Origin of the sequence: Acinetobacter sp. YH12236, from assembly GCF_013417645.1 — a bacterium.
In the GTDB taxonomy this organism is placed as follows: domain Bacteria; phylum Pseudomonadota; class Gammaproteobacteria; order Pseudomonadales; family Moraxellaceae; genus Acinetobacter.
In genome coordinates, this window is record NZ_VPDM01000016.1 from 44,385 (window position 1) to 68,733 (window position 24,349).

At 46.9% G+C, this 24,349-nt stretch carries 20 protein-coding genes, 2 tRNA genes and 1 pseudogene; 12 read left to right on the forward strand and 11 right to left on the reverse strand.

The genetic code is table 11. From position 1 onward, the window contains the following. Positions 1-20 precede the first annotated feature (20 nt). Positions 21-1,379 (forward strand): phosphate regulon sensor histidine kinase PhoR, encoded by a 1,359-nt coding sequence (phoR, locus tag FTV14_RS08915; RefSeq protein ID WP_179992734.1) that lies wholly within the window; start codon positions 21-23, stop codon positions 1,377-1,379. A gap of 52 nt (positions 1,380-1,431) precedes the next feature. Here phoR and FTV14_RS08920 read toward each other — a convergent pair whose 3' ends face one another. From FTV14_RS08920 to FTV14_RS08930, 3 genes are all read right to left on the reverse strand, one after another. Beyond that, positions 1,432-2,082, reverse strand: a complete 651-nt coding sequence (locus tag FTV14_RS08920) for a glutathione S-transferase (protein ID WP_179992735.1) — start codon at positions 2,080-2,082, stop codon at positions 1,432-1,434. A 120-nt stretch (positions 2,083-2,202) separates the two neighbouring features. Further along, on the reverse strand, positions 2,203-2,601 hold the full coding sequence (locus tag FTV14_RS08925) for an OsmC family protein (RefSeq protein WP_159124123.1): 399 nt from the start codon (positions 2,599-2,601) through the stop codon (positions 2,203-2,205). 34 nt (positions 2,602-2,635) lie between these two features. After that, a complete protein-coding gene (locus FTV14_RS08930) occupies positions 2,636-3,583 on the reverse strand; it encodes a pirin family protein (protein ID WP_180053792.1) in 948 nt (315 codons plus the stop codon). 495 nt (positions 3,584-4,078) lie between these two features. Here FTV14_RS08930 and FTV14_RS08935 point away from each other — a divergent pair, with 495 nt between their 5' ends. After that, the gene (locus tag FTV14_RS08935; protein ID WP_166138987.1) at positions 4,079-5,431 is read left to right on the forward strand and encodes a GGDEF domain-containing protein; all 1,353 of its coding nucleotides are present in this window, start codon (positions 4,079-4,081) and stop codon (positions 5,429-5,431) included. A gap of 315 nt (positions 5,432-5,746) precedes the next feature. Continuing rightward, positions 5,747-6,814: a GGDEF domain-containing protein gene (locus tag FTV14_RS08940; protein WP_373688483.1), complete on the forward strand. Its 1,068-nt coding sequence runs from the start codon at positions 5,747-5,749 to the stop codon at positions 6,812-6,814. Between the two features lie 137 nt (positions 6,815-6,951). On the opposite strand, the gene guaA is transcribed toward FTV14_RS08940, so the two are convergent. Next, positions 6,952-8,520 carry a glutamine-hydrolyzing GMP synthase gene (gene guaA, locus FTV14_RS08945; protein ID WP_179992737.1) on the reverse strand — a complete coding sequence of 523 codons (1,569 nt, stop codon included), beginning with the start codon at positions 8,518-8,520 and terminating at the stop codon, positions 6,952-6,954. A 493-nt stretch (positions 8,521-9,013) separates the two neighbouring features. On the opposite strand from guaA, the gene FTV14_RS08950 reads away from it, so the two are divergent. Then, entirely contained in the window at positions 9,014-9,652 is a 639-nt protein-coding gene (locus tag FTV14_RS08950; protein WP_034704672.1) for a DedA family protein, read from the forward strand. A 25-nt stretch (positions 9,653-9,677) separates the two neighbouring features. On the opposite strand, the gene FTV14_RS08955 is transcribed toward FTV14_RS08950, so the two are convergent. The 5 genes from FTV14_RS08955 to FTV14_RS08975 form a co-directional block, all read right to left on the reverse strand. Beyond that, positions 9,678-10,271, reverse strand: coding sequence for a threonine transporter RhtB (locus FTV14_RS08955; RefSeq protein WP_166134737.1), 594 nt, complete (start codon positions 10,269-10,271; stop codon positions 9,678-9,680). Between the two features lie 195 nt (positions 10,272-10,466). Beyond that, the gene (locus tag FTV14_RS08960) at positions 10,467-10,859 is read right to left on the reverse strand and encodes a hypothetical protein (RefSeq protein WP_004780647.1); all 393 of its coding nucleotides are present in this window, start codon (positions 10,857-10,859) and stop codon (positions 10,467-10,469) included. Between the two features lie 13 nt (positions 10,860-10,872). Beyond that, positions 10,873-11,709 carry a ParA family protein gene (locus FTV14_RS08965; protein ID WP_034704678.1) on the reverse strand — a complete coding sequence of 279 codons (837 nt, stop codon included), beginning with the start codon at positions 11,707-11,709 and terminating at the stop codon, positions 10,873-10,875. 61 nt (positions 11,710-11,770) lie between these two features. Further along, positions 11,771-12,163: a SirB2 family protein gene (locus tag FTV14_RS08970; RefSeq protein WP_159124117.1), complete on the reverse strand. Its 393-nt coding sequence runs from the start codon at positions 12,161-12,163 to the stop codon at positions 11,771-11,773. Positions 12,164-12,172: 9 nt separating this feature from the next. After that, positions 12,173-12,481 (reverse strand): BolA family transcriptional regulator, encoded by a 309-nt coding sequence (locus FTV14_RS08975; protein WP_004780643.1) that lies wholly within the window; start codon positions 12,479-12,481, stop codon positions 12,173-12,175. Positions 12,482-12,711: 230 nt separating this feature from the next. On the opposite strand from FTV14_RS08975, the gene FTV14_RS08980 reads away from it, so the two are divergent. Continuing rightward, positions 12,712-12,787, forward strand: a tRNA-Gly gene (locus tag FTV14_RS08980). A 45-nt stretch (positions 12,788-12,832) separates the two neighbouring features. Next, positions 12,833-12,908: transfer RNA gene (locus FTV14_RS08985), tRNA-Gly, on the forward strand. A 335-nt stretch (positions 12,909-13,243) separates the two neighbouring features. Here FTV14_RS08985 and FTV14_RS08990 read toward each other — a convergent pair. Then, entirely contained in the window at positions 13,244-13,471 is a 228-nt protein-coding gene (locus FTV14_RS08990; RefSeq protein WP_005094613.1) for a helix-turn-helix transcriptional regulator, read from the reverse strand. A gap of 112 nt (positions 13,472-13,583) precedes the next feature. On the opposite strand from FTV14_RS08990, the gene FTV14_RS08995 reads away from it, so the two are divergent. The 6 genes and pseudogenes from FTV14_RS08995 to FTV14_RS09020 all read left to right on the forward strand — a co-directional run bounded on the left by FTV14_RS08995 (position 13,584) and on the right by FTV14_RS09020 (position 17,649). Further along, entirely contained in the window at positions 13,584-13,793 is a 210-nt protein-coding gene (locus FTV14_RS08995; protein ID WP_000122748.1) for a hypothetical protein, read from the forward strand. A 19-nt stretch (positions 13,794-13,812) separates the two neighbouring features. Next, the gene (locus FTV14_RS09000) at positions 13,813-14,994 is read left to right on the forward strand and encodes a site-specific integrase (protein ID WP_180053787.1); all 1,182 of its coding nucleotides are present in this window, start codon (positions 13,813-13,815) and stop codon (positions 14,992-14,994) included. Further along, positions 14,987-15,235 (forward strand): hypothetical protein, encoded by a 249-nt coding sequence (locus FTV14_RS09005; RefSeq protein ID WP_180053788.1) that lies wholly within the window; start codon positions 14,987-14,989, stop codon positions 15,233-15,235. The genes FTV14_RS09000 and FTV14_RS09005 overlap by 8 nt, the downstream gene beginning before the upstream one ends. Positions 15,236-15,302: 67 nt before the next feature. Continuing rightward, positions 15,303-15,869, forward strand: a complete 567-nt coding sequence (locus FTV14_RS09010; protein WP_180053789.1) for a DUF1376 domain-containing protein — start codon at positions 15,303-15,305, stop codon at positions 15,867-15,869. 10 nt (positions 15,870-15,879) lie between these two features. Further along, positions 15,880-16,626, forward strand: a complete 747-nt coding sequence (locus FTV14_RS09015) for an ATP-binding protein (protein ID WP_180053790.1) — start codon at positions 15,880-15,882, stop codon at positions 16,624-16,626. A gap of 351 nt (positions 16,627-16,977) precedes the next feature. After that, a pseudogene (locus tag FTV14_RS09020) lies at positions 16,978-17,649 on the forward strand (cysteine desulfurase family protein). A 283-nt stretch (positions 17,650-17,932) separates the two neighbouring features. Here FTV14_RS09020 and FTV14_RS09025 read toward each other — a convergent pair. After that, complete coding sequence (locus FTV14_RS09025) at positions 17,933-24,331, reverse strand: Ig-like domain-containing protein (protein ID WP_180053791.1); 6,399 nt, start codon at positions 24,329-24,331, stop codon at positions 17,933-17,935. Positions 24,332-24,349 lie beyond the last annotated feature (18 nt).

A 24,349-nucleotide genomic window follows, 5' to 3' on the forward strand; every position in this document is an offset into this window, starting at 1 on the left:
TTTTAGGTAAATCTTGTTTTATGTATGAGCCCTATCCTGTTCCCGAACTGTCACACGAGCACAAAAGACTCCGTTACAGCAGCCTATGGGATTTTGCCAAGCAAGATTTACGTCTCCTTCTTCTCTTCCTGGTGATTGCCAGTTGTATTGGCCTAGGCATCGGCTATTTCTGGATCTGTATCGTTCTGGCCTTTGTTGCCTTCTTTGGCACACAGTTGCGTTCACTCTACCTGGTCAATGAATGGATCTCGAACCGTCCCTATGATGTACCGCCAAATATTAACGGGATCTGGGGGGCTTTACTGTTCAATGTCTATCGGGCCCAGCGTCAGGAACGTGTCGTTCAGGCTGAAATGGTCGAGCTGATTGACCGTGCTCAATCCTCGCTAGTCGCCCTACAAGAGGCTGTGGTACTGATTGATGAAAACCAGCAGATTGAATGGTGGAATCCGGCGGCAGAACGGTTACTGGGGATTGGTCAGGAAGATCGCGGCCGCAATATCCTGAGTTTGTTACGTCAGCCAAATTTCATTGATTACTATCATCATATTGATGATGCACCTGATGGCCTTAAAATGAAGTCTTCGATATTCGAAGATCATTATGTGCAAATCAAAATGACCCGTTTTGGCGGTGAAAGCCGCTTACTGGTCGCTTATGATGTGACCCGGATGCATAATCTGGAACAGATGCGTAAGGACTTCGTCGATAATATTTCGCACGAACTGCGTACGCCGTTAACTGTGCTCAGTGGTTATATCGAAACCTTTACCGATCAGGAAGATATTAGCCCGCGCTGGAAACGCGCCTTTGACCAGATGCAGTCCCAGACTCGTCGCATGAATGCACTAGTGAATGACCTGTTGCTGCTATCCCGTCTGGAAAATGACAAGAATATTGCCAAGAACCAGATTATTGATATGCCGAATCTGATGAACCAGCTGTTTGATGATGCGCAAGCCTATAACGTGGATTATGGCCATACCCTAAATCTGGATATTGACAGTCACTGTGACCTGATCGGCTCAGATATGGAAATTGCCAGTGCCTTCAGTAACCTGATTACCAATGCTATCAAGTACACGCCTAAAGGTGGAACTGTCACCATGGGCTGGCATGATGATGGTGAATCGGCCTATTTTGTCGTAGAAGATACCGGAATTGGGATTGATCCTAAACACTTGCCTCGCTTGACTGAACGTTTCTACCGGGTAGATTCTGACCGTAGCCGCCGTACTGGTGGCACAGGACTGGGTCTGGCGATTGTGAAGCATGTACTGATGCAACATCAGGCTCAGCTCGAAATTGATTCCCATGAAAATCAGGGATCCACCTTTAAGGTGATTTTCCCTAAAGAACGTCTCAGTTTCCCAGACTGATTCAAAAATAAAAAAAGGTGCAAATCGCACCTTTTCTTTTTTAGCGAAGGCTTTAAGACTTTAATGCCTGCTCCTTGGATAAGGCCCGGAAATAAGCCGCACGATGCGAGATCCGTTCCAGATAGGCTTGAATCGCCGGATAGCTTTTACCGGTACGGCTTTGCATGGCTTCAAGTGGGAAGCTCATCTGGATATCCGCAAAACTGAAACGACCGGCAAAATATTCATGCTGGCTTAAATGATCTTCCAGAAACTGGATATGGTCTTTTAGACGGCTTTGTACAAACTGCTTTTTCACTCCTTCACAAATTGTTTTAGCAACCGGACGAACTAAAAATGGCACTTGCTCAGGAACTTTAGTCATCACCAGTTGCATGACCAGCAAAGGCATCAAAGACCCTTCTGCATAATGCATCCAGTAGCGGTATTGCGCCTTGTTCTCGGCACTGATCGGCTGAAACTGATGGGTCGAATCATAGGTTTCTTGGAGATACTCCAGAATGGCGGCAGACTCAGCCAGTACCAGATTCTGATCTTCCAGAATCGGGGCTTTACCCAGAGGATGAACCTGTTTCAAAGCAGGCGGAGCAGAATAGTTAGGCAGGCGTTTGTAATACTTGATCTCATAATCAAGTTCCAGCTCTTCCAAGGCCCACATGATTCGAAATGATCTTGATTGTTCGAGATGATGTAAAACACGCATATTAGACTCATGATTTTATTGTTATTACTGCGTGAGCATAGCAAAAAGTCTGGCTCTAACTAAAGAGTTTATCAGTCTACTTACATTTTCCCTACCGGATATAGCGTACTCTCTTTTAGCTTAAATCAGGCTAGTGCGGATCTCCAGACTGCGTAACAGGGTTTTGGTCACCGGGGTTTTGGCACAAATCTCCAGAATTTTCTGCTGCAAAGCCGAATCATGAGTAATATCGAAACTTAAGCGTCGTTCAATCCATTCCTGTCCTTCTTTATTGGCAAAGAATTCTGCTTCAACCTGAAAGTCGCCCAGTTCAATGTCCTTATGTTTGGCATACATGCGCAACGTAATCATGGTGCAAGAGATCAGACTGCCTAAAAGCAGATCATAAGGTGCAGGACCTGCATCCTGCCCACCGAAGGATTCCGGTTTATCGGTTAGATAATGATGCTGACCATGACTGATTTCTCCCTGCCACGGTATGGTTAAGCTCTGTATTTTGGCAAGTGCGATACGGGCCATACTGATCCTTTGTTCTTATAGTTATATGAAAGATTTATCGAGAAGCACGCATATGTTCCGGAAATGCTGGTGCTTCCATACGCGGCCCATCATAGCTTGGAATGGTGCCAAAACGCGGGTGCCCCATCATCCACTGTTCACGGGCCAGCTTCAGTTCTTCCACATCACGACCAACCAGATTCCACCATAATAAAATAGGGCTTTCAAATGGCTCTCCACCAATCAGCAAGATTCGCCCACCCGCATGAATTTCGACATCTACATACTGTAATCCCGGCTCAAGAATCACCATATTATCTTCAGTCAGTTCATGCCCATTAATACTTGCCAGACCCTCAAGGGCCATAAAGCCATATTCAAATCTTGGATCTAAACTCAAATGGGCACGGGTACTTTCAGCAGCAAATAGATCCACCCCCAAAAGTTCGGTATGCACTTTAACCGGGGATTGTGTATTTAGGAATTCCCCGACCAGGACCGTACATTGAATGCTTTGTTCTTCGATCACAGGTAATTCCGGATAATGATCAAACGCGGGAGCCATATTGATCTTGTCATCAGGTAGGGCGATCCAGAGCTGTGCTGCATGCATCTTGGTTTCAGTTTCCGGTGAAACCTCTGTATGCGAAATGCCATAGCCTGAAGTCATCAGATTGACCTGTTTCGGCCGGATCAATTGCCGGTTACCCAAGCTGTCACTGTGCATCATGGTGCCTTCAATCATCCAGGTAAAAGTTTGCAGGCCAATATGCGGATGCGGTCCGATATCCAGGCCATCTCCCTGAGGAAATTGAGTGGGACCGGCATGATCCAGAAAACACCAGGCACCAATCATGCGTTTATACCGACTCGGTAAAGCGCGTTTAATGACAGTTCCCTGCCCGATTTCCGCACGCCGTAAAGGAACTTCCTGTATGAACTGATTGATATACTTTTCACAATCATCTGAATTTGACAGTTCAATATCATTATTATTCGACATGGTTGAGCTGACCTCGGCAAGTTCATTCTGGCTATATGCTGCATCAAGACATCTTTCCCTGATCATCATAAGATGTCTACCTCATAGAACAATGTACCGCGTCTACCCACAAAATCTATCTTTAGAAATATTTCGATACGTATAAAATGTGCTACTCATCAGAACAGTTCAAATGCTTAAAGGCTTCATTCTTCCAAATCCTGTAATCAAGATCTTGGTGATGAATCATATAATCATTCAAGCACCTTACATCAGTTCGTTTAAATCAACTTATTCATCATACTCATGTTTCACGTGAAACGCCTATTTTTATTGATATAAATGATTAAAATCAGCAATCTATAAAAATGTGATCCGTATAGCTTCATATTTACAAAACAAAAATTTTGTTACGTTTTCTTTTTAAAATTCGTACTACCCCCTGATTCTAGGGAGATTTTTTTTTATTCATTTGGTCCATAATAGGACCCAATAAAAATAAGATTGGATCAGGACATGTCATCCTCGAATGAAAATATATATTCAACGGCGAATATGTCTTTTCAAAACTCGACCACAGATAGATCATTAAAGTTGGCCGAATGTGATCTGCAAAATCGCCAGTTAATTGAAGATGCGCTTGTACATCGCGCTGCACCTATTCCTGCGCAATTCCAGCAGTACTTTTATAACTATCTTTATGTGCATCGTCATCAAAATCTTCGCCAGATTAATTACATGGCGCAGATCGCCTTTTTGCTGTATTTCTTTGCCGATATTTTTATTATTCCTGACATGTTTTTCCTGTCTGGCCTGATCCGGGTATCACTGGTCATTGCTGTCATGTTTTGCTGCTATTACCTGTTTAAGCATCAAAAGAATATCCGGGTTCTGGACATGATTTTGCCTGTGGGCACGACTGTGGCTGCAGCGACCTGGATTAGCCTGCTCCTGCTGTCGAGTAGCCCGCATGTGTCAACTTATATCTATGCCTCTGCGATCTTTGTTTTAATTACCAATCTCTGTGTACAGACCGAGTTTAAGGGTGCGCTGTATTGTTCTATTTTTATCGCCCTGTTTATCATGATTGGGGTGACTCATCTCATGAGTCTATCGCAGGCCTTTATTTTCGCCGTTGTTTTCACGCCTCTCTGGGCGTTTAGTATTTATATCAACTGGAATAATATCATCAACATACGGCGCTCTTTTTTACGCACTTTGCTGGATGAATGGAACTATCAAACCTTAAAAAATCTTGCTCATACTGATGATCTGACGCAGTTATTTAATCGTCGTCATTTTGTGGATATGGCGGAACGTTCAATCCATCAATGGCCAAAGCCTGCCAGCACCTGCCTATTGATGTTTGATGTCGATTATTTCAAGAGAATCAATGACAATTATGGCCATGATGTGGGTGACCGGGTGCTACAACTGATTGCTGAAATTACCCGTAAAGAAATGCGCTCTAGCGATGTACTGGCACGTTTTGGTGGAGAAGAATTTATTGCCTTGCTGGAAGATACCCAGCTACAGGACTGCCTGATGATTGCAGAACGGATTCGCTGTTCGATTCAAAAGCAGGTGATGCACATCAATTCTGACCAGAAAATCCAGTTCACGATTTCTATCGGTATTGCTGAACTTGAATCTCCGCAACAGGAGCTTGAAGACCTGATTAAGCATGCAGATATTGCGCTTTATGAAGCTAAGAAAGCGGGAAGAAACCGGATTAGGGTCTATCATCCTAATATGCTGCAACCGACTAAACCGCTCTCTCCAAATCCCTGGAATGTATTTAAACCTTTGAATAAACAGGAGCAGTCTGGCGCTCATCATAAAGCGAAACAGTCTTGGTCTGCTTTGTAATCTGATAGCAAAATCAAGATTATTAGACAAGAATTTAAGAATTAGGCCTAAATCTGTTTGTGATGCTTTTCAAATAATTTCTAAAAGAATAGAATATTTTTCATACAAATATAAATATTCATCTTATTCATTTCTTTGGATTTAATGTGGGAAGGCGATATGCCAGATAAATATGAAGAAGAAGCTCGCCTCCTGCTTCAGGATGCCCTTCACGATCCTCTTGTTCGTATTCCTGGGTCTTTAAAACCTGCCTACTTTAGGCATCAGAAACAGCTCACTCTAAAATATTTGTTGTAGGTAAACCTATTTGCACAGGTGGCATATGCCTCCTACACCCTTGCCGATATTCTGGTACTGAATGACATTATGAATTTGCTCATTCTGACCAAACTAGGCTATACCTTGGTGATCGTGCTGATAACCATCTGGATGTATCATTTTTACCGGAATTTGCCTGTATTTGACCTGCTGTTGCCGACCTCGATTATCGGAGCAAGTGCAATCTGGTTTTTTAATCTGAATCAGTCTGAAAGTCCGCATACGCTCATTTATCAATATGCTTCACTGGTCTTTATTGTCCTGGCCAATTTATGTGTGCAGATCCGCTTCTGGCCTAGCCTGATTAATTCCGGTCTGATTACACTGGTGATTTATATCGGTGTGTATTTCAATACCCAAGCTAACCTGTACCAGATGTTCTTGTTTTCCCTGATCTATATGCCGGTTTTGACTTTCAGTTTATATATCAGCTGGAACTCTACACTAAAATCCCGTTTGGTATTCCTGCAACACACCCTGAATGAATATCACCGTCAGACCTTTGAAAATCTCGCCCATACTGACTCGCTGCCAGGCCTGAATAATAGACGCTGTTTTAAATATCTGGTGCAACAGCTGATCCGAAAGAATCTTAAACAGCCTGCTCCAATCAGTTTGCTGGTCTTTGATGTCGATCATTTTAAGCAGATCAATGACCATTATGGACATGATGTTGGAGATCAGGTACTCCAGATGATTGCGCAGACCACACGTAATGAAATGCGGCGCCATGATGTGCTGGCACGGTATGGGGGTGAAGAATTTATCGCATGCCTTCCTGAAACTTCACTGGATGATGCGTTAAAAATTGCCGAGCGTTTAAGATACAAAATCGAGAATATTGTGGTCAATCTGGAACATGGGCATCGTCTTGATTTCACCGTTTCAATTGGTGCGGCCATTCTGGAAAGTAGTGAAACGGATTTAATGGCGCTGATTAAACAGGCTGATATTGCCCTGTATCAGGCTAAAGCCAATGGTCGGAACAGAGTGGAATGTTATGATCCTGAACTGGATCAGAGCTTGCTTGGAGAACTTCAAAACTGGCAGGTTAAACCGGTTTAAATGTCATTTGAAAGATAATAAAAAAAGAGCGCCGAAGCGCTCTTTTTATAAGGATATATCTGAACCGTCAGACACTGCCGCGAGCACAGCTCTTGGCATAATTTAGGCAAGAAGCGTTGCTTCTTGAAATCCCTAAATTACTCCCATTCAATTGTTGCTGGTGGCTTAGATGAAACGTCATACACCACACGAGAAACTTCAGCAATTTCGTTCATGATACGTGTAGAAATACGGTCTACCAGGTCATATGGAAGATGTGCAAAACGCGCTGTCATAAAGTCGATGGTTTCAACTGCACGAAGTGCAATTACCCATGCATAACGACGGCCATCACCGACCACACCCACAGATTTCACTGGTTGGAATACGGCAAAAGCTTGAGCAGTTTTGTCGTACCAGCCGCTTGCGCGAAGTTCTTGCATGAAGATGTCATCAGCAAGGCGAAGAATATCAGCATATTCTTTTTTCACTTCACCTAAGATACGAACACCAAGGCCTGGACCTGGGAACGGATGACGGTAGATCATGCTGTGTGGCAAGCCTAGAGTCGTACCTAATTTACGTACTTCATCTTTAAACAGGTCACGCAATGGTTCAACCAGGTCAAATGCCAAATCTTCTGGCAAGCCACCTACGTTGTGGTGCGACTTGATGACATGTGCCTTACCTTGTTTGCTGGCAGCAGATTCAATCACGTCTGGATAAATCGTACCTTGTGCAAGGAAGGTTACGCCATCGAGCTTACGCGCTTCTTCAGCAAAGACTTCAATAAATTCACGACCGATGATTTTACGTTTTTTCTCTGGATCAACTTCTCCAGCCAATGCAGAAAGGAAACGATCTTCAGCATCAGCACGGATCACGCGGATCCCCATGTTGTCTGCAAACATCTGCATCACTTGATCGCCTTCGTTCAAACGAAGCAGACCGTTGTCTACAAATACACAAGTCAACTGATCGCCAATTGCCTTGTGTAGAAGTGCCGCTACAACTGATGAATCCACACCACCTGAAAGACCTAACAATACTTTTTCATCGCCAATCTGTTCACGAAGCTGTTCTACACGCAGGTCAATAATATGTTCTGGTGTCCACAGACCACGACAACCACAAATCTGGTGTACAAAGTTAGACAGTAATTCTGCACCTTTCGAAGTATGTGTCACTTCAGGGTGGAACTGGATCCCATAGAAACGGCGGGTTTCATCAGACACCATGGCAATCGGGCAGCTTGATGTGCTTGCAGTCACCTGGAAGCCTTCTGGAATGCGTGCAACCTTGTCACCATGACTCATCCAGACATGCAGCTGGTTTTCACGGTCTTGCAGCTGACCAATCAGCTGGTCACGTACCACGATATCCACTTCTGCATAACCGAACTCATGTACAGTACCTGGCTCAACTTTACCGCCAAGTTGTTCACACATGGTTTGCAAGCCATAACAGATACCCAGTACAGGTACACCTAACTCAAATACCACTTGCGGCGCACGCGGGCTGCCTTCCAGGTGAACACTTTCAGGTCCACCAGACAAGATGATACCGTTTGGATTAAATGCGCGAATGTCTTCTTCAGACATGTCATAGGCATACATTTCAGAATATACACCAGCTTCACGGACACGGCGTGCGATGAGCTGACTATATTGAGAACCGAAATCCAGAATCAGGATACGATCTTCAGTAATTTGAGTATTGGTAGTCATGACAAACAACTATGAAAGGCAAACGAAAGATAAGCGCCGTATTCTAGCATTTTTATTAGGCTTAAGCACACTATTCCCATCAGCATAATAATTAAGCAGTTTATTTTTTTAGATGGAATAACGCTTTCGATTCAACAGAGGAGTCTTCCCTTCTCTCCACAGAATTCAGCGTATTTATCACCCTATCTGGATTTCAACCATTTTAAGATCGGCCAGTTAAGTGGCTATTGAAAGTTTATTTCGCTTACCTCTATCCTCTATTACGGTCTTCACTTGGATGGCGTTAAGGGTTAAACATGGGAGCCACCTTTTAATTTTTATTTTAATGACGTTTTCATGCCAAGCCGGTTTTTGCAGGAATTCACCGCCAATTTGTAAGATAAATTTTTAATTCACCCATCAGGGATGAGCAGGCAATTATTTTCCTTTTCGGTACTGACTTTCATGCCCCAGACTGTTAGGATTTGATCACCTTTTCGCTTGTTTTTTCCCTATGGAACTGCTTGATTTTATCCTCCACGTTGATGATCACCTGCTCGAATTCATTACCAATTACGGCATCTGGATTTATGGCATTCTTTTCCTGATTATTTTTGTTGAAACGGGACTAGTGGTGATGCCGTTCCTGCCGGGAGACAGCCTGTTATTTGCATCAGGTGCGCTGGCGGCTTCAACGGGTGCTATGGATCCATGGGTACTGATTCCACTACTGTTCACTGCGGCAGTGCTGGGCGACACCCTGAATTATCATATTGGTAAATATATTGGACCACGTGTATTTGAGATTGAATCACGTTTTATTAATAAAAAACATTTGCTGGCTACCCAGCAGTTCTTTGTCAAACACGGCGGCAAAACCATTATTTTTGCCCGTTTCATTCCTTTTGCACGTACCTTTGCACCTTTTGTTGCCGGTGCGGGAAGTATGAATTATAAATATTTCCTGACTTACAATATGATCGGTGGCTTTCTCTGGATTAGTTCATTTGTGATCCTGGGTTATCTATTCGGCAATATGCCAATCGTCAAAGATAATTTCACTCATCTGATTTTTGGCATCATTATTTTAAGTGTTATGCCAGGTGTGATTGGCTTTATTCAGCAGAAACTCAAGAAAAATAAAATTGCCTAGAAGCCTAGAGCTGTTGAGCAAACATTTACTCCAGCCAATTAATCAACAAGGGCACCAGACAAAGCAGTAAAAACAGAGCCGACCCTTTATAAATCAGGTCGGCTTTTCTTTTTGCCGACTCTCCCGCCAGAATCGCCTGTCCGAAGATCATCCAGAACAACGCAACCAGCAAGGCAATCCCAGTAAAAATGGCAAAGATCAGAACAAAGTTACTCGGACTTTCCCAAGTAGAGAGCGGTAAGATTCCGGTTGCCAGAAGCGCTGCTTTGGGATTTTTCAAGGTTCCCTTAAACATCTGCCAGGGACGGATTTGAGGATGACTCTGATTATATTGTTCCAGTTGCCGCGCTTTGAATAAATGAAAGGTCATCCAGCCCACACCAATTGCGCTCAGTACATGTACCAGTTCCTGAAAACTGGGCCAGATCGGTGAAAACAGATGAACCAGCAAAGCCCACCCGTTTATCGCATATAAATACCCCACCAGAATGACGGGAATATACAGACTGGTTTTGGCTGTTCCCTGCTGATAGGCAGAACTGGCCACCAATGCATTGGCAGGTCCAGGGATCATCAGCACTGCTATTGTTGCAAAAACAAAGAGCCAGTTTTCAATCATGGTGGTTAGACATATCAGATAAGGTGATTACCTTAACCAATCTCGTGTTCTGATCACAAGACGAGATCTTTCAAAATTTTATGCGCATCGGTCATTTTTTTCTGGTGAATACTGTGAACTGTGTCACTTGACCAATCACTTCCAAGATAGAAAAAATGCCAACTTAAAGTCAGCATTTTTTTGATACCTAGATGGCTATTTATTGGTGTTTTGACGGACAACAATTGGGCAAGCTTTAAATTTTGCAGCTTGTACAATAGCTTCCTGTTCACCCAGTAGACGTGCCGTTTCAGTACGTTTGGTATTGGAAGACTGTCCCATATTCACTGATACACTCGGACCAATGCCCCAACCGCCACGGCTGCCCCAGCCACCACCGACGCCTACCCCTACGCCGACACCTGTACGTTTAGGCGGCTCAACACCATTATCGAGATATTGCTGAATACGGTTGTATTCACCCTGAAGCTGCTGACAGTTGAGGGTCTGATAATGGGTCGGTGAAACATAGGTCGGTTTGACCGTCGTTGCACAGGCACTCAACAAGCTAAGTATGCTGATCGCCAGGCTTATTTTCACAAGTTTCATAGTTAACTCGATCTTAATGCTGCTCTATCTCATTGAACAATGATTGATAGGCCTGAGTCAATTTATGATCAGTTGCCAAGTGAATTAATGGCTGATTTTTTTGATGCGACTCTTTCATCAGCACCGAGGGCGGCAACATGCTGTTCAGCACCGGAAGACCTTCATCTTTCAGTTGCTGTACCACTTCTCGCGGCAGTTTTGCCTGAGCCTGAAACTGGTTGACCACGATGCCTTCAATTTCCAGACGTTCATTATGATCATCCTGAGTTTCGATGACATTTTCAATCAGAGTTTGTAAGGCCCGTTTAGAAAACACATCACAGTCAAACGGAATCAGGACACGGTCTGCAGCAATCAGTGCTGAAAGCGTAAAGAAATTAAATGCCGGCGGAGTATCGATAAACACCCGGTCATAATGCTCAGCAAGTGGTTGCAAGGCATCGCGCAGCTTATAAATCTTATGTTTGGATTCCAGTGCATGGGCCAGCGTGCCCAAACTCGGACTCGCCGGAATGACATCCAGATTTTTAAAAGGTGATTGATGCAGATAACTTTCCAGCCCTTTAGCCCGGGTCTTGAGAATGGAGCCAATCGCATTACCAATTAAACTTTTGCTCTGCTGGTTCCCCAATACATCTTCAAAATAGTTTTCAATATTCGGTTCTAGCGCCGGCTTGTCACTCGAATAAGTTGCATCATCTCCTAGTAAATACTGGCTGGAGTTTGCCTGCGGATCAAGATCGATCAACAGGGTTTTAAGCCCCTGATGCGCACTGATTGCAGCCAGATTGACTGCAATACTCGATTTCCCTACCCCACCTTTCTGATTAAATACCACACGAGTATGCATAAACACCCCTCTTTATTTTTCTAATGATCAGTATGTTTTACTTCATTGACTGATGAATAATTTAGCCAAAATTCGGCTTGATCATGACCAATACCATAATCGCAATAAGTGAAACCACAGCAATAAATAAGCCAGCACGGCGTTGTACCAACAGGATTGAATCATCTTTTTTATAGGCTTTGCCCAGGGATGAAATTAGCACCAGGAATAAAATGATTTTGGCATAAAACCAAGGCTGTACATCAAAATTCTTTAAAAACAGGGCAATAATCCCAGTTAAGGCAATCACGCTAATGACCAGGTGCTGCAAAGCGACCAGAAATACACGTGCTTTTGGATTCGGCTGATTGCCCTGTGTATCCACAAACAGGGTAATAGCACGTGCAAGAATGGCCACAATGGCCAGTCCTGCCGCAGACATATGAATAATCTTGACTAAAAGCTGGGTATCCATAAAATCCTCTTAGTTTTTCGGTGCATGTGCACATTCTGGACTAGACGTGTCCTGTCCTGTCCACTCTTCAGGCAAGAAAGCATGAATTGCCAAGGCATGAATTTTATCTTTAGAAAGCAAATCACCTGCCGCAGCATAGACTTTTTGATGGCGTTGTACCGCACGCAGGCCAGCAAAAGCTTCGCTGACAATCACCGCCTTAAAATGCGATTCCTTACCCGGGAAATATCCACCATGACCTGAAGATTCATTCACGACTTCCAGATAGGTAGGTGACAATTGTGCCAAACGGTCTTTCAGTTGTTGTTCTAAGCTCATGGCCTGACTCCGATTCAAGATATGGGTCCAGTATACCCTGTTCTATCCGCTATTTCGGTGCAAGAAATGTCTGCAATTATTTGATTGTGCCGAGATTTCATTAAATTTTGCATAAATTTTGTCTAATTGTCTGGAAGCACAGAGAATATTGCTTTTATTTTATGCAATCGACACAAGATTTTTCATAAAGTTATTGACCCTGTTTTTGCATGCTGTATTATACACGGCATGCGGGAATAGCTCAGTTGGTAGAGCACAACCTTGCCAAGGTTGGGGTCGCGAGTTCGAGTCTCGTTTCCCGCTCCAAATTCTTTTTTGTTCATTTTTTAAAGTAAAAAATTGATCGACCCTGCGGGAATAGCTCAGTTGGTAGAGCACAACCTTGCCAAGGTTGGGGTCGCGAGTTCGAGTCTCGTTTCCCGCTCCAAATTCAAAAAGCCCTGATCGAAAGATTAGGGCTTTTTTCATGTTGATTTTATTATGTTTTTTGAAAACCCTCTTTTCTTTTTTATTCGATTCAATAAAAAATATTCTTAATGTAATTTGTATTTTGTGACCAAGATGTGACCATGGCGTGCCCACGACAATAAAAATGGTCTCAATTGACCTTAAATATCCTCAATCGATCACCACTTTCAGAGCTTTTTTGAAGGCAAAAAATTATCCTATTCTCTTCCAAACAAGGTGTTTTTTACCAAATGATCAAGAATTTGTGACCATTTCACTTTTTGATGTGACCAATTGTGACCAATTGTGACCAAACTAACTATTATCATTTTGATTATTATCAATTTTCTTGAAAATCAATAAATCGCCAACTTCTACATCTAATGCAATACAAATTTTATCAATTGTCTCAAAATCAATCCGCACAGATTCATCATTATAAAGTTTATGTAAAGTAGATTTATTAATTCCAGTACTTCTCACCAAATCAGCAACCTTAAGTTTCCTTTCTGCTAATAAAACTGCCAAGTTTGAAATAATCATAAAATTTCCTAGTTAAATCATAAAAAGTACTTGCAACAACATAAAAATATGATAATTTATGTCTTAGGAATAATTTTTCCTAGTTACCTAGTAAAAAATATGAGGCTCTATTATGTCATATACCTATCTCACAGCCCAGCAACTGGCTGAAAAAATCCAGTACGACGCTCGTACCATTCGCAACCAGCTGAAGGACAGTGTCTTTATTGAAGGTGTTCACTACATCCGTCCTTTTGGTGGTCGCAAAATTCTTTTTGTTTGGGAACGTATTGAAACTGAAATGCTTAAATTCACTGGTTTAAGCATGGATGCCTTGCAATAAAGCTTAGGAGGTTTAACTGATGGCTACCATCCGGGAACGAAGTGGCAAACTGATTGCCGACTTTCGCTACATGGGCATTCGTTGCAGAGAAACAACCAATCTTGAAGACAATGCCTATAACCGTCGCATTTTGAAAAAACGTCTCGAGCAGCTTGAGGCAGAAATCACACTGGGAACTTTTGAATACGAAAAGTACTTTCCAAAAAGTAAACGTGTCGATGAATTTAAGGAAAAAAGAAGTCAGCAAATCGCTGTACAAACTAAGGTTCCTCTTTTTAAAGAGTTTACTGAAGTGTGGTTTAAACAAAAACAAGTTGAATGGAGAACTTCTTATCAACAAAAGATTTCAATTATTATTAAAAATTATTTGATTCCTGCTTTTGGTAATCAGGTTCTCTCGAAAATCAAGAAGTCAGACTTGCTGAACTTCCGTGCTTCCCTCGCCAAAGTGACACACGGAAAAGATCAAACAAGTCTGAAAGCATCGCGGATTAATCAAATCATGACGCCTTTACGTATGATACTCAATGATGCGGCTGAACGATACGAGTTTGAGTCGCCTTATAAAAATATTAACAATCTGAAGGAAAGCAAGATTGAAGTCACACCTTTTTCTCTGGAAGAGGTGCATAAAATTCTTACCACGGTGCGTGAAGACTTCCGCCCCTATTACACCATCCGCTTTTTTACGGGTATGCGCACCAGTGAAATCGATGGCCTTCAATGGAAAAATATCGACTTGCAACGTCGTGAGATCCATATCCGTGAAGCGTTAGTGAATGGTGTTCTTGGTGGAACCAAAACGTATGGTTCTGACCGCACGATCCAGATGAATGACCGGGTGTACCAAGCCTTTCTGCAACAGAAAAGCCTCAACAACGGAAAATCGGACTTCGTCTTCTGCAACCGTGATGGTGGTCCTCTAGACTACCGTTTAGTTAATAAGCGTGTATGGCACCCTATCCTGCGCTTTTTAGGATTAACGCCTCGTCGTGCTTATCAGACACGTCACACAGCTGCCACACTTTGGTTATCTGCGGGTGAAAATCCTGAATGGATTGCACGTCAATTGGGACATTCAACGACTGAAATGCTATTCCGGGTCTATAGCCGTTACATCCCCAATGTTACGCGCCGCGATGGCAGTGCATTTGAAGCCATGCTGGAAAAACTAAATACAGAGGAGCTTGCACATGAATAGTAAAGCTTTCTTTGGTGGTGTGGTCGTCAGCCCTGAAGCAGATATAGTCGCTCGTGAATTAATCCATGAGCTACACATTCCCAAACTGCATAATCTGGCCTTTTTGCTGGAAATCAATAAATGCTTCGATGATCACCAAGCATTGAGACTCTGGTTACAGCGAATGCTGGATGAAGGGGAAGCCCATTACGATGACCTGGCCCAACAGGCTCGTCTCCGGTTAATGAGCTTAGCTTCCTGATCAAATAAATAACAAGGTCATCTAATTGATGACCTTAGCTCTCTATACCTATAAGAAAGGTGGACACATGCATAAAGATATTTCAATTTGGATGCCACTCTATATTGGCGACTTACAGGCGAAATTTGCACGAATGACAGCAGAACAAATTGGTGCAGCACTGCTGTTAATGATGGATTTCTGGAAAAATGGTGCTATTCCTCATGACCTAGCGACAGTATGTAGCATCACAAAATTATCGCAACATACCAAGGCTAAAACTTTGTTGAATACGCTGTTGGCCCTGGAATTGTTTGAAATCGAATCTGAGCAGATTCATTCAAGTTTTTTAACCAGTTTAAAAAGCCAGGCATTGCAAAATCAGCAAATGAAATCTGATAAAGCTAAAAATGCAGCTCAAGCACGTTGGGGGAAATCCGCAAGCAATGCTCAAGCATCAGCCAAGCAACGGAAAGTAAATGCTCAAGCAAATCATAAGCATAGCCCGAGTATTACTCAAGTCATGCTTGAACCATGCCCTTCATCTTCATCTTCATCTTCATCTTCATCTTCATCTTCATCTTCATCTTCATCTTCATCTTCAAATTTTGAAGAAAAAAATGAGAGTTTTTTAGAAAATTCAAAATGGATTTAGGAGAATAATCATGAATACCATGCTTAAAACGCTCCAGTTTCGCGCAGAAACAACAGAAACACTCTGCCCTACCCATCACATACCCCTGATGGAAATTGCCGGTCATAGGCTCTGTAAATTATGTGCGAAAGAAACCGTCCATCACTCACATGCAACCTATGCAGATGAGCTGCAACAGCGATTTCTACAACAGAAAATCAAAAACTCAGGGCTCAACAAACGCTACCTGGATCGTGGCTTCAAGAATTATGTAGTTGCATGTCCTGCACAAGACAATGCCATCAAACTATGTCAGGCTTTTGCACAGCAGATTATTTCTGACAATTATCCAAACCTGCTGCTCATTGGTACACCGGGTACAGGAAAGACTCATCTGAGTGCGTCAATCATTCGCAACATTCTGCATAACAGCACAAAATCTGCACGCTACTATACCAGTGCAGAAATTGCTCAAAAAATGATGGACACCTGGTCAGATGCTTCACGCTCTGAAAAGGAAGTTATCAAACATTTCTCCAGTTTTGATTTATTGGTGATTGATGAATATGGCTTACATGACCGACATGAGAAACGTCTGGAGATGGTACATAAAGTTCTGTATAGCCGTTATGACAATATGAAGTCCACACTGCTAATTTCCAATTTCACACTTCAGAATATACAGCGGGATTTAGGTGTCCGATTATGGTCGCGGTTGCATGAAAACAATTTGATTGTAGTGCCATGTTATTGGGAGGATAATCGGATAATCGGATAATCGGATAATCGGATAATCGGATAATCGGATAATCGGATAAGAGTAAAGTCTAATTAAGCCAATTATCTTACTAAGATAATTGGCTTTTCAGTTAGTAATGTTACCAAAGTAATGGCCTTTAGCATGTGGAAAAAAATTCCAGAAGAGGGTGTGAAGTCCTCTCATTTTTAAGTTGAAGCTCACAGGGTCGCTTGCTAAGTTGCATTTATTAAAATTTATACCAACTGGCTAAACTATTAAAATAAAGCGCAAGTGATTCAACGACATAATTTGACGTATACCATGATTTTTTTTTGAAAACTAAGACGTCCAGATGTATTATCAAAACATAATCGTGGATTTATGTAGAAGATGGTTTATTTAGACTTTGCTGCTTCGACCCCGTTGCTCCCTTCTGTTAAAACAGAATTGTTTCGTTCTTTTCAAGAAGATTACTCAAATCCTTCTTCTGTTCATCAAATGGGCCAATCTTCTGCTGATAAAATAGAAATTGCCCGTGGAAAAATTGCGGAGTCAATTGGAGCATATAAAAGAAATAGTTTTTACGAGTGGAGCATCTGAGTCAAATAATTTAGCAATTAAAGGTTATCTACTCGCTAACACAAAAAAAGGCAAGCATATTATAACAAGCACTATCGAACATAAATGTGTCTTATCTATTTGTAATTTTTTAAAAAAAGAATTTGATTATGAAATCACTTATATTGCACCACAAGTAAATGGCATTGTAAAAGCACAAGATATTATTTCACATATGCGTGAAGATACAGTACTTGTTAGCATTATGCATGTAAATAATGAACTAGGATCTATTCAACCTATCAAAGAAATTGGCGATGCTTGCTTCAAAAAAAATATCAAATTTCATGTTGATGCCGCGCAATCTTATCTAAAAGTAAAATTGATGTGGATGAATTAAATATTGATTTTCTTTCCCTTTCTGCACATAAAATTTTTGGCCCTAAAGGTATTGGAGCTTTATACATCAGAGAGGCTTTGTTGCATAAATATGTAAGCATCTGATTTAAATAAATTTAATTTTGGATCAAAAAATAATCAAAACTTTTTAAAATCATATAGTTATGAAATCTTTGTGCAACAAAGCCCTTTAACAGTAATACTTCTAAGTAATGAAGAATAAAGAAATTGAATACGACATTCCCTGTCGTATGACTTACGCCAGTCGCGTATAACCTCGTGCTAAACCACAAGGTTATACGCTCCAATGGATAAATAACTCAAAGCACAGGGATGATCCACATCCCTGTACTTTGTATGTGACTCGAAAGCCACCCTTAATATGATATTAACCGATGATGATTTGACCGTTTGCCAATAACTGCTCCAAAGTTAAACCCGCTTGATTTTCAAGCACCAGTAATTCTGTCGAATGATAGGCGGTTGCCGAACCATCACGATCTACCGACACTACGACATTATCGCCATCCTCAGTTACAGAGATATAGTCTGCGATATTTGAGTGATCCTCTAGCAATCCGGTAAAGAAGTCTGCGCTAAACTCAATTTTGTCAGCTTCGCTATCCGTAGCAGTGTCACCAAAATGGAAATCTTTCCATGTATCGGTAGCATTGCCAGCAGTCGCATCGGCAGCATTTAAGACCACATAGATCGCTGTGTCTGAACCCAAACCACCTATCAAGGTATCGTTACCTGAACCACCATTGAGGATGTCACTTCCTGCACCGCCATTTAGGCTGTCATTCTCGAAACCGCTTATCAGCAGATCATCATCGAACGAATCGGCAACGAAGCTTTCGGCAGATGCACTCCTGCCGGCGATACCCGAGGTGCCGTAATCGAACTCGCCGATGGTGTAGGTGTTGGTCGAACCCTGCACCTCCAGTCCATCCACCAGGAAGTTGCCGTCGCCCGCCTTCACGACCAGGTAACGGAAGTCGTCGTCGATACCATTGAGGTCGAAGGCCCGCCGGGTGGTGTTCTGACCATTGTTATTACCATTGCCCGATCCACTCACCGATCCGTTGGCAACCAACACCCCGGCAGCGTCATAGGCATACCACTGCGCGGTTTCTCCATTGGTGAAGTTGGTGAAGGTCAGGCGTGCGGACTGAACGTCATAACCGATATCGATCACCAGGCTTTCGTTGCCGGAGATACGGGCATCGGTACCGCCTGTACCGCCGGTCACGCCGATGCCATTGCCACGCGTATTTGCGGCGTCCAAAATCCCATTCACGTTCCTGGCACCTACACCCGTCGATGCCGCCAACGCCACATCCAACGTCTCGCCCACCTGCAACCCATTGGTTGGCTGCCCAGCGAAGAACAGTGCCGTGTTGTTGGTGTAGCCCGCCACCTCGAAACCGGCTTGGGTCCACTCGGTCACGCTTGCATCCCCGCTTGCCGCAAGTGTCGTGGCCCCCGCGCTCACGCTACCGCTGAGCACGTTGGACTGCGCCCCGTTCGGATCGGTCAACTGGATCTGCACGGTGCGCTCGCCACCCGCCGCGCCGGGCTGGAACATCACCGAGCGGATGGCCTCCTCGAAGTCGGCCAGCGAGGCCGGGCCGGTCAGAGTCAGCACCTTGTTGCCGTCGACGGTGGTTTCGCTGGCAGTGATGCCCAGCGGCAGCACCGTGATCAGCTTGTCGCCGGTCTGGGTGCCCAGCAGAGTGATGGCGGCGGACTGGACCTGGCCGTTGTCCCAATCGCTGATGCTGAAGGTTCCACCGGTGGTGACCTTCACATAACCGGAAATCAGGTCCTGGCCCGAGCCATTGGGATTGACCACGGTCACCGTGTTCCCGCCGGGCACGAAATCCGGTACGCCCATCCCGGGGTTGGTCAACCCTTGCGGGAAGATCGTTGCGAAATTCGTGCCGTTTCGGGTACCGATGAAGATTTCCTCCAACTCGGTGGAGTTCATGTTGCGGGTGGCATAGAAGCGCACGCCGTCCTCGGTCATGATGATCTGGAAACGCGGCAGGCCGTTGCTATTGGCAGTCCAGGGATTGCCTACACCCAGCCAGGTGCCATCGGCAAAACGCAGCGTGACGACATGCTGCCCCGTGCTGGTGGTGGTTTCGTTTTCCAGCTGGAAGATGGTCGTGGAACCCGTTCCGTTACTGAAAATATCCTGGCCGTTGACCAACAGGCTGAAGGTGTTGTCCACCCGATCGAGGTTAATCACCGCGCGCACCGTGGACGGGTCCACACCAGTGCCGACGTTGAAGGTCATGGTGTTGGTGCTGGAATTGTTGTCGCCTGCCGTGCCAACCGAGGAGAACCGGCCATCGCCCAAATTGCCGCCGCTCACCGGCGGCTGCTCGCTGGCGGTATCGATCGTAATCGTCGGTGCGTCATTGCTGCCGTTGACGGTGATGTTGAGGTTGGCGGTGTTGGTGTTGCCCGCCGCATCCCGCACCGTGTAGGTGATCACCTCGACAGGATGATCGTTATTGTTGAGCGCCTGGGTGACCTGGCGGCCGTTGTCCAGGGTGTAGGTGTAAGCACCGTTCGTGCCGATGGTGATGGTGCCGTAGGTGGTGGTGATCGACCCACCCGGCGCTGCGGTGTACTCGACACCGCCCACGGTGACCTTGAACCCGGTCACCGTGCCGGCTGCACTGCCGTCGTTGCTGAGCACGTTGCCGCTGGCCGAGCCAACGCCCGGCACGGTGTTGCTGGTTTCGGTGACCGAACCGCTGTCATCGGCGGCGCTCGGCGGCCGGGTATCGATCACCACATTGTCGCTGTTGCCACTACCGGCGTTGCCGGCGTTGTCGTAGTAGCTGCCGTTGCCCACGGTCACGGTGGTGCTGCCCTCGTAGTTGGCATTCGGAGTGAGGGTGCCACTCCAGGTCAGGCCGCCGTTGCTGCTGGTCAGGTTGCCGATGCTGACATTGGCAGGGTTGCCCAACAATGCACGGACTTCCGCCGCCGTCAGCGGCTGGCCCGAAGCGTTGTGCGGCACTTCGCTGAAGGTCAGGGTCACCGTGGTGGTTTCACCGGCGATCAGATCGCCATCCGCAATTTCGACAGTGACCATCGGAGCCTGGGTATCCACACGCACACTGTCGCTGTCGCCGCCACCGACATTACCGGCACGGTCGTGGTAGCCGCCCGCATCGATGCTGATCGTGAGCGTTTCATCCGCCATGCCCGACGTCGGGGTGACGGTGCCGGTCCAGGTGTGACCGCCATCGCTGGTGGTCAGATCACCCACGCTCACGCGCGTCGGCAAGTTCAGCAATGCCTTGACCTGCTCGGCCGTCAGTGCGGTGCCGGTGGCATCGTTGTACGGTACTTCGCTAAACTTGATGCTCAGATCGGTAGTCTGGCCAGCCAGCAGCTTGACCGCGTCGATCTCGACATCCACGGTAGGCGCTGCGGTATCCACGGTCATAGTGAAGTTGCTGGAGACCTCTCCACGCAGGCCGGTGGCATCGTTGTAGGCACGCGCCGTCACCGTGACGGCGCCATCGGCTAGGGAGCCAGTGGTGGTGATCGGTGGGCCCAGACGCTCAGGCGGTACTTCCCAGGTCACCGTACCTGTGGCCTCGGCGAGCGGAGTGCCGTCTGCCGTAGTGCTGATCATAATTGGGTTGGACAGGTTGTGTAGGTACACCAGGATGTGGGTAACTGAATGCCCTTCCTCCAGTGTGATGCTGCCCTTAATTGTGCCCTTGTTGTCGTTGGTCACACCGCCGTTGATCACATCGGCGTTGTGTATGCCTCCAGAAACGGCATCTCCATAGCCCGTCACCATGACCGGTGGCAGATCAAGCAAGTCCTCTGGGTCAATGACAAGGTCATTGCTGATGCCGATATTGCCTGCACTGTCGGTGATGTGAACCTTGAGCTTCGACCTGTCGAACGTTTCCCCGTCCGCTAGACCCAGCCCGCTAGAATTCAGATCCACCTTGATCGACAGGTAATCGGTACCGGCAATCCGGTCGCCCACCGTACCCGTACCAACCACGTTGCCGTTATAAGTGACGGTCACAAAGTTACCAGTATTGGCGCCTTGTTGATCACCGAACGGACCAGCGTATTCCGATACCAGTGCCGTGACTTCGTTCTGACCTTCGACGTAATCCACGCTGGTGGCTTCCGGCGCGACGGTATCGGTGACGAAGGTGTATTTCTGCGAGGCCTCGCTGGCCTTGCCAGTCACTGGGTCGACCGCCTTCACCTGTAGGTAGATGTTGTCGTTGCGAAGGTGGCCAGCGGCCCAGATGGTTTGTAGCACGTCGTGGAACTGATCCGCACTGATGGTCCATGCGCCAGTGTTCGGGTCCACCGTTACGGTCACGTCAGCACCATTAGGGAAGCCAGGCACGCCCTGTATCTCATCTGAAGTGGTGAACTTGTTGGCGTACAGACGCAAGGTGACCTCACCATTCTCATTGACCAGCGCCGGATCCACCGTGCCAGTGATGTCCCCAAGCACGTCATTGCTGTAGTTCACGGTATTGGCGGCGGTGGTGATGATCTGGCTCTGCGACATACCACCGACGGTGTATTCCACCACGATGTCGGTGTTGTTGCTGTACGGCTCCAGGGTGTAGCTGCCATCGGCGTGGATGGTGATTTCACCGGCTGCCACGCGAATGGCCTCGCCGATCGCAACCGGCGCGCCGTTGACGGTGACGCTGCCGGAGTCGATCGTCTGGCCAGCGGCCACGCCATCAAGCTGGCCGTCATCGATGTAGCTGTTGCCGACCGAACCGATGTTTTTCAGCAGTACGGTGGTGACCTCCACCTGCGCATCGTGGGTGGAAACCTGGACCTGATAGTTCTTGCCGTCTGCGCCCGTAACGGTGAAGTAGTCCATCAACGGACCTGCCGAAGCGGTCAACTCGGCTTCGATACCCGTGTTGAGCTGGTAGCTCCAGTGGCCGTTTGCATCGATACTGAACACGCCGTGTTCGCCAGCTTCATTGCTGACAGGCGTGAAGCCCTGCGGCTGGTGCCAATCGCCCAGCACCTGCCCAGCAATGGTGGTGGCAGGCGTTGGTGCGCCGGGGACGACCGTGGTGCTCTGCACGCTGTCGATGTTGTCGCCATAACCGTTGATGACCGGCGGTGGCGGCGCAGCGACGGTGTAGGTGTGGCTGGTGTTCGCGCTGTTGCCAGCGGCATCGCTGACGGTGGCGCTGGCGCTGCCGTCCTTCAACAAAGCAGCTTGTGCTTGGGTGACCGGAGCCGTCCAGGTGCCGCCTGCAGCGACCGTGCCGGTGACGACGATCGGGCTGCCATCCACATCGTTGAAGATCACGGTGACGGTAGTGCCTTCGGCCACGCCAGTGACCGTACCGGCGACGGTGATGCCGCTGCCAGTCTTCTCGCCCCACTGCACGATGTCATCGCCGCTCGCCACCGTGGTGATGGTGATGGTCGGCGCGGTCAGGTCGAGGGTGGCCCCCTCGCTGTCATTGGCCGGGTTACCCGCCTTGTCGGTGACTTCGGCCAACACGGTGATCGGGCCATCGGCCAGACCGGTGAGGTCGGCGGTGGTGCTGTAACTACCATCGGTACCGACGGTGGCGGTGACAACGACGGTGGCACCGTTCCCATCGGTCACGGTCACGGTGACGGTCTGATCCGCCTCGACACCGGTGGTGGTGCCGCTGAGGGTGATGTTGGTCGCCTCATCGCGCGACAGGTTGCCGTCGCCGATTGCAGCCTGGTCGATGGTCGGCGCAGTGGTATCGACGGTCACGCTGTCGCTGTTGCCTGTACCGGCATTGCCCGCCTGGTCGTAGTAGCTGTTGGCCGGCACCGTTACCGTCAGGTCAGTCGCATTGACAACGCTGTCGGCGGTGAGAGTGCCGGTCCAGGTCAGGCCGCCATTGCTGGTGGTCAGATCACCCACGCTCACGCCCGCCGGCAAGTTCAGCAGAGCCTTGACCTGCTCGGATGTCAACGCGACGCCCGTGGCACTGTGCGGCACTTCGCTGAAGACGATGGTCAGGTCGCTGCTGGGATCGGCGATGTTCAACACCGCGTCGGTGATAGTCACCTTCACGCCTGGCTGCACGGTATCGACCGTGACCGCATGGTTGTCCGAGGCTACGTTGCCGGCCTCGTCGCTTACCGTTGCCGTGACCGTCAACGGGCCATCGGCCAGGTCACCCACGTTGTCCGCAGGCACCGTCACGGTCCAGTTGCCATCAGTACCCACCGTTGCGTAGTGGATCTTGCCGCCCACGACCACCTCCACCGGCTGGTTTGCTTCCACGCCCGTGGTCGTGCCGGTGATGGTCAGACTCTCGTCCGATTCCAGCGCGTTGATCACATCGTCAACGGCCAGCGGGCCGGTGATGGTGATCGTGGCTTCAATGTCCACCGAGTAGGTGCGGTTGGTATCGGCCGTGCCCGCATTGCCAGCGTCATCATGAGTGGTGACGCTGGCGGAGATGGACGTACCAGCCGCCAGATCAGCCCCCGGCACATTGATGCTGAAGCGCAGCGTGCCTTCGTCGTCGTAGACCTCGCCGGTGAAGGTTTTGCCATTGACGGTCAGGGTGACGATATCCTCCACCTTCGCATCGCCCCCCACCGTACCCGTCACCGGCACGTTGTCGCGCTCGGATTCGGACTTATTGATTACGTTGTCCGCTGTAACCGCATCAATGCTAAGCGTCGCTGTCGGTGCTGTGGTGTCAACGCTGATCGGGTTGCTTGCCTGCGTTGCAGGGTTGCCAGCCTTATCGCTCACGTCAGCAGTCACAGACAC